The 5207-nt window shown below is 57.6% G+C and carries 2 rRNA genes; both read left to right on the plus strand.

What is annotated here, in order from left to right:
- Nucleotides 1–235 precede the first annotated feature (235 nt).
- Nucleotides 236–1761, plus strand: a 16S ribosomal RNA gene (locus tag K4G64_RS38165).
- A 303-nt stretch (nt 1762–2064) separates the two neighbouring features.
- Nucleotides 2065–5185, plus strand: a 23S ribosomal RNA gene (locus K4G64_RS38170).
- Together the 16S and 23S rRNA genes form the textbook arrangement of a ribosomal RNA operon.
- Nucleotides 5186–5207: the final 22 nt, after the last annotated feature.

Consider the following 5207-nt stretch of genomic DNA (forward strand, 5'->3'; position numbering starts at 1 on the left):
ACCGAAGGGAAGCCCGGAGGAAAGCCCGAGAGGGTGAGTACAAAGGAAGCGACCGTTCCTTGAGAACTCAACAGCGTGCCAAAAGTCAACGCCAGATATGTTGATACCCCGTCCATCGGATCACCGATGGTCGAGGTTCCTTTGAAGAAAACACAGCGAGGACGCTGTGAACGGTCGGGCCTATTCCGCCTGACTGTTCCGCTCTCGTGCGTGTCATCCCGATTACGGGAAAACATTCACGGAGAGTTTGATCCTGGCTCAGGACGAACGCTGGCGGCGTGCTTAACACATGCAAGTCGAACGATGAACCACTTCGGTGGGGATTAGTGGCGAACGGGTGAGTAACACGTGGGCAATCTGCCCTGCACTCTGGGACAAGCCCTGGAAACGGGGTCTAATACCGGATACTGACCACTGGGGGCATCCTCGGTGGTCGAAAGCTCCGGCGGTGCAGGATGAGCCCGCGGCCTATCAGCTTGTTGGTGAGGTAGTGGCTCACCAAGGCGACGACGGGTAGCCGGCCTGAGAGGGCGACCGGCCACACTGGGACTGAGACACGGCCCAGACTCCTACGGGAGGCAGCAGTGGGGAATATTGCACAATGGGCGAAAGCCTGATGCAGCGACGCCGCGTGAGGGATGACGGCCTTCGGGTTGTAAACCTCTTTCAGCAGGGAAGAAGCGAAAGTGACGGTACCTGCAGAAGAAGCGCCGGCTAACTACGTGCCAGCAGCCGCGGTAATACGTAGGGCGCGAGCGTTGTCCGGAATTATTGGGCGTAAAGAGCTCGTAGGCGGCTTGTCACGTCGGTTGTGAAAGCCCGGGGCTTAACCCCGGGTCTGCAGTCGATACGGGCAGGCTAGAGTTCGGTAGGGGAGATCGGAATTCCTGGTGTAGCGGTGAAATGCGCAGATATCAGGAGGAACACCGGTGGCGAAGGCGGATCTCTGGGCCGATACTGACGCTGAGGAGCGAAAGCGTGGGGAGCGAACAGGATTAGATACCCTGGTAGTCCACGCCGTAAACGGTGGGCACTAGGTGTGGGCAACATTCCACGTTGTCCGTGCCGCAGCTAACGCATTAAGTGCCCCGCCTGGGGAGTACGGCCGCAAGGCTAAAACTCAAAGGAATTGACGGGGGCCCGCACAAGCGGCGGAGCATGTGGCTTAATTCGACGCAACGCGAAGAACCTTACCAAGGCTTGACATACACCGGAAACGTCCAGAGATGGGCGCCCCCTTGTGGTCGGTGTACAGGTGGTGCATGGCTGTCGTCAGCTCGTGTCGTGAGATGTTGGGTTAAGTCCCGCAACGAGCGCAACCCTTGTCCCGTGTTGCCAGCAGGCCCTTGTGGTGCTGGGGACTCACGGGAGACCGCCGGGGTCAACTCGGAGGAAGGTGGGGACGACGTCAAGTCATCATGCCCCTTATGTCTTGGGCTGCACACGTGCTACAATGGCCGGTACAATGAGCTGCGATACCGCGAGGTGGAGCGAATCTCAAAAAGCCGGTCTCAGTTCGGATTGGGGTCTGCAACTCGACCCCATGAAGTCGGAGTCGCTAGTAATCGCAGATCAGCATTGCTGCGGTGAATACGTTCCCGGGCCTTGTACACACCGCCCGTCACGTCACGAAAGTCGGTAACACCCGAAGCCGGTGGCCCAACCCCTTGTGGGAGGGAGCTGTCGAAGGTGGGACTGGCGATTGGGACGAAGTCGTAACAAGGTAGCCGTACCGGAAGGTGCGGCTGGATCACCTCCTTTCTAAGGAGCACTTCTTACCGAGTCCTGACGAGGTCAGAGGCCAGTACATGAGCGAACGTCTCGCACTGGTTGCTCATGGGTGGAACGTTGACTATTCGGCACACTTGATCGTCTTCTCCTTCTGGTACTGCTCTTCGGAGCGTGGAACGTTGAGGGAAGCGGGGAGTGTGTCGGGCACGCTGTTGGGTGTCTGAGGGAACGAACTTTCCTCAGTCGCCGGCCCCAGTGAACTCGCCCTGAAAGGGTGGGGTGATGGGTGGCTGGTCGTTGTTTGAGAACTGCACAGTGGACGCGAGCATCTGTGGCCAAGTTTTTAAGGGCGCACGGTGGATGCCTTGGCACCAGGAACCGATGAAGGACGTGGGAGGCCACGATAGTCCCCGGGGAGTCGTCAACCAGGCTTTGATCCGGGGGTTTCCGAATGGGGAAACCCGGCAGTCGTCATGGGCTGTCACCCATGCCTGAACACATAGGGCATGTGGAGGGAACGCGGGGAAGTGAAACATCTCAGTACCCGCAGGAAGAGAAAACAACCGTGATTCCGGGAGTAGTGGCGAGCGAAACCGGATGAGGCTAAACCGTATACGTGTGAGACCCGGCAGGGGTTGCGTATGCGGGGTTGTGGGATCTCTCTTCTGTCGTCTGCCGGCGACAGGACGAGTCAGAAACCGTTGATGTAGGCGAAGGACATGCGAAAGGTCCGGCGTAGAGGGTAAGACCCCCGTAGTCGAAACGTCAGCGGCTCGTTTGAGAGACACCCAAGTAGCACGGGGCCCGAGAAATCCCGTGTGAATCTGGCGGGACCACCCGCTAAGCCTAAATATTCCCTGGTGACCGATAGCGGATAGTACCGTGAGGGAATGGTGAAAAGTACCCCGGGAGGGGAGTGAAATAGTACCTGAAACCGTGTGCCTACAAGCCGTGGGAGCGTCGGAATGGAGCTTGCTTCATTCTCGTGACTGCGTGCCTTTTGAAGAATGAGCCTGCGAGTTTGCGGTGTGTTGCGAGGTTAACCCGTGTGGGGAAGCCGTAGCGAAAGCGAGTCCGAATAGGGCGCATGAGTAGCACGCTCAAGACCCGAAGCGGAGTGATCTAGCCATGGGCAGGTTGAAGCGGAGGTAAGACTTCGTGGAGGACCGAACCCACCAGGGTTGAAAACCTGGGGGATGACCTGTGGTTAGGGGTGAAAGGCCAATCAAACTCCGTGATAGCTGGTTCTCCCCGAAATGCATTTAGGTGCAGCGTCGTGTGTTTCTTGCCGGAGGTAGAGCACTGGATAGGCGATGGGCCCTACCGGGTTACTGACCTTAGCCAAACTCCGAATGCCGGTAAGTGAGAGCGCGGCAGTGAGACTGTGGGGGATAAGCTCCATGGTCGAGAGGGAAACAGCCCAGAGCATCGACTAAGGCCCCTAAGCGTACGCTAAGTGGGAAAGGATGTGGAGTCGCAGAGACAACCAGGAGGTTGGCTTAGAAGCAGCCACCCTTGAAAGAGTGCGTAATAGCTCACTGGTCTAGTGATTCCGCGCCGACAATGTAGCGGGGCTCAAGCGTACCGCCGAAGTCGTGTCATTGCGATATGTACCCCCAACGGGGATCGTGATGGGTAGGGGAGCGTCGTGTGCCGGGTGAAGCAGCCGCGGAAGCGAGTTGTGGACGGTTCACGAGTGAGAATGCAGGCATGAGTAGCGATTCACACGTGAGAAACGTGTGCGCCGATTGACTAAGGGTTCCTGGGTCAAGCTGATCTGCCCAGGGTAAGTCGGGACCTAAGGCGAGGCCGACAGGCGTAGTCGATGGATAACCGGTTGATATTCCGGTACCCGCTGTGAAGCGTCAAACATCGAGCATCGTGATGCTAAGGCCGTGAAGCCGCCCCGGAGCCTTCGGGCAAAGGGGAGTGGTGGAGCCGCCGGACCAAGCGGTTAGTAGGTGAGTGATGGGGTGACGCAGGAAGGTAGTCCATCCCGGGCGGTGGTTGTCCCGGGGTAAGGGTGTAGGCCGTGCGATAGGTAAATCCGTCGTACATGTGGCTGAGACCTGATGCCGAGCCGATTGTGGTGAAGTGGATGATCCTATGCTGTCGAGAAAAGCCTCTAGCGAGTTTCATGGCGGCCCGTACCCTAAACCGACTCAGGTGGTCAGGTAGAGAATACCGAGGCGTTCGGGTGAACTATGGTTAAGGAACTCGGCAAAATGCCCCCGTAACTTCGGGAGAAGGGGGGCCACACCTGGTGATGGACTTTACGTCCTGAGCTGGGGGTGGCCGCAGAGACCAGCGAGAAGCGACTGTTTACTAAAAACACAGGTCCGTGCGAAGCCGTAAGGCGATGTATACGGACTGACGCCTGCCCGGTGCTGGAACGTTAAGGGGACCGGTTAGCTCCATTTCGGTGGGGCGAAGCTGAGAACTTAAGCGCCAGTAAACGGCGGTGGTAACTATAACCATCCTAAGGTAGCGAAATTCCTTGTCGGGTAAGTTCCGACCTGCACGAATGGCGTAACGACTTCTCGACTGTCTCAACCATAGGCCCGGTGAAATTGCACTACGAGTAAAGATGCTCGTTTCGCGCAGCAGGACGGAAAGACCCCGGGACCTTTACTACAGTTTGATATTGGTGTTCGGTTCGGCTTGTGTAGGATAGCTGGGAGACTGTGAACTCTGGACGCCAGTTCAGGGGGAGTCGTCGTTGAAATACCAGTCTGGTCGTGCTGGATGTCTAACCTGGGTCCGTGATCCGGATCAGGGACAGTGTCTGATGGGTAGTTTAACTGGGGCGGTTGCCTCCTAAAGAGTAACGGAGGCGCCCAAAGGTTCCCTCAGCCTGGTTGGCAATCAGGTGTTGAGTGTAAGTGCACAAGGGAGCTTGACTGTGAGACCGACGGGTCGAGCAGGGACGAAAGTCGGGACTAGTGATCCGGCGGTGGCTTGTGGAAGCGCCGTCGCTCAACGGATAAAAGGTACCCCGGGGATAACAGGCTGATCTTCCCCAAGAGTCCATATCGACGGGATGGTTTGGCACCTCGATGTCGGCTCGTCGCATCCTGGGGCTGGAGTCGGTCCCAAGGGTTGGGCTGTTCGCCCATTAAAGCGGTACGCGAGCTGGGTTTAGAACGTCGTGAGACAGTTCGGTCCCTATCCGCTGTGCGCGTAGGAATATTGAGAAGGGCTGTCCCTAGTACGAGAGGACCGGGACGGACGAACCTCTGGTGTGCCAGTTGTTCTGCCAAGGGCATGGCTGGTTGGCTACGTTCGGGAGGGATAACCGCTGAAAGCATCTAAGCGGGAAGCCTGCTTCGAGATGAGTATTCCCACCTCCTTGAGAGGGTAAGGCTCCCAGTAGACGACTGGGTTGATAGGCCGGATATGGAAGCACGGTAACGTGTGGAGTTGACCGGTACTAATAGGCCGAGGGCTTGTCCTCAGTTGCTCGCGTCCACTGTGTT

Origin of the sequence: Streptomyces sp. WAC04114 (assembly GCF_019733245.1) — a bacterium.
GTDB lineage: Bacteria > Actinomycetota > Actinomycetes > Streptomycetales > Streptomycetaceae > Streptomyces > Streptomyces massasporeus_A.